The organism is Rhodanobacter sp. Soil772, assembly GCF_001428385.1.
Lineage (GTDB): Bacteria > Pseudomonadota > Gammaproteobacteria > Xanthomonadales > Rhodanobacteraceae > Rhodanobacter.
The window spans coordinates 1124501-1124970 of record NZ_LMSK01000002.1 but is presented as its reverse complement, the minus strand read 5'-3'; the positions used below and the strand labels follow the sequence as shown (position 1 = coordinate 1124970).

The window sequence follows — 470 nt, the reverse complement described above, 5'->3', positions numbered from 1 at the left end:
AGTTAAAGGACTAGCAGTAGTCGCCGCCATCAACACTAAGTAACCTAACATTTCGTTCAAGGCGGACGGCTTCGCCGCCGCTTAACTCCAGCGTTAGGCGTCATGGAGCAAAACATGAGCATGGATCCACCTTGGCTCAAATTCCCCAAGATTCCGCTTGGCTCACTTGGCTGGCGCATGGGTGCTGGCGAGACGTATTGGTATGCCTTCCAAGACTGGTTCGCATCGCAACCCGAGCAAGCTCGCCAAGTTTTCGCTAGCCAATTTCCAGAGCCTGCGGGCTGGCAGGGCTTCTACGAACGCACCATGCAACATCATTCGCAACGTGTACGCTAAGGCAACTAGGCTCGCTTGCCGTGGCGCCTAACAACTCGTTCAAGGCGGACGGCTTCGCCGCCGCTTAACTCCAGCGTTAGGCCTCAATGAGAAACTTCGCTCGTATATTGGCTTTGTTGTATGCGGTCGTCGTT

General features: G+C 54.7%; 1 protein-coding gene. It reads left to right on the top strand.

From position 1 onward, the window contains the following. The first annotated feature begins 114 nt into the window (after positions 1-114). A complete protein-coding gene (locus ASG75_RS16340; protein WP_157616949.1) occupies positions 115-336 on the top strand; it encodes a hypothetical protein in 222 nt (73 codons plus the stop codon). Positions 337-470: the final 134 nt, after the last annotated feature.